Below are 748 nucleotides of genomic sequence, written 5' to 3'. Positions count from 1 at the left end.
GCATACATTCCATGAAAACGGTTCATTTCGCATAAAATGATGTCCTTTTTCAAGATGGATCATACGGYAAAAAAAAGAACCAATCATTGATGTAATCAATGATTGGTTCTTTTTCGAGCTACTAACGAGTATTAAAGTAGCCGTTATTTTCATTGTTGCCTAGTTCATCGCTATATGTGTATAGATAATCTACAGCAAACTAAGAGCATTAGGACATTCTATTTTTTGTCCCCAAAGTTAAATAAGGACGACCTCTTTAGGCGATAAAGAAAAAACCAAATACTCGATGAGGCCTATAACATAACATCACTTCTTCGCCTTATAAAACTCATGATACAGCTTCATCAACGCCCGCTTCTCGATCCGACTCACATAGCTCCGAGAGATGCCCAGCTCCTTCGCGATTTCCCGCTGCGTTCGCTCGTCACCGCCGTGGATGAGGCCGAAGCGGCCGATGACAACTTCTTTTTCCCGATCATCCAATATATCGAGGTTTTTGTATATTTTCGATTTCTCGATCTTGAGCTGCACTTTATCCGCCACATCGTCGGCTTCCGTGCCAAGGATGTCGATGAGCGTAATTTCGTTGCCTTCCTTGTCCGTACCGATTGGATCGTGGAGCGATACGTCCTTGCGCGTCTTCTTAAGCGACCTTAAGTGCATAAGTATTTCGTTCTCGATACAACGTGCCGCGAACGTCGCCAGCTTCGTGCCTTTGCCGGTCTGGAAGCTCTCGATCGCCTTGATG

The 748-nt window shown here is 44.6% G+C and carries 1 protein-coding gene; it reads right to left on the bottom strand.

Annotation, left to right across the window (positions count from 1 at the left end):
• Positions 1 to 306 precede the first annotated feature (306 nt).
• On the bottom strand, positions 307 to 748 hold a 442-nt coding region (locus AB4Z33_RS31105), incomplete at its 5' end, for a sigma-70 family RNA polymerase sigma factor (RefSeq protein WP_442053593.1).

It is taken from the genome of Paenibacillus sp. 2TAB19 (assembly GCF_052115185.1).
Lineage (GTDB): Bacteria > Bacillota > Bacilli > Paenibacillales > Paenibacillaceae > Pristimantibacillus.
The sequence above is the reverse complement of the archived record's forward strand: the minus strand, read 5'-3'. Positions and strand labels throughout refer to the sequence as shown.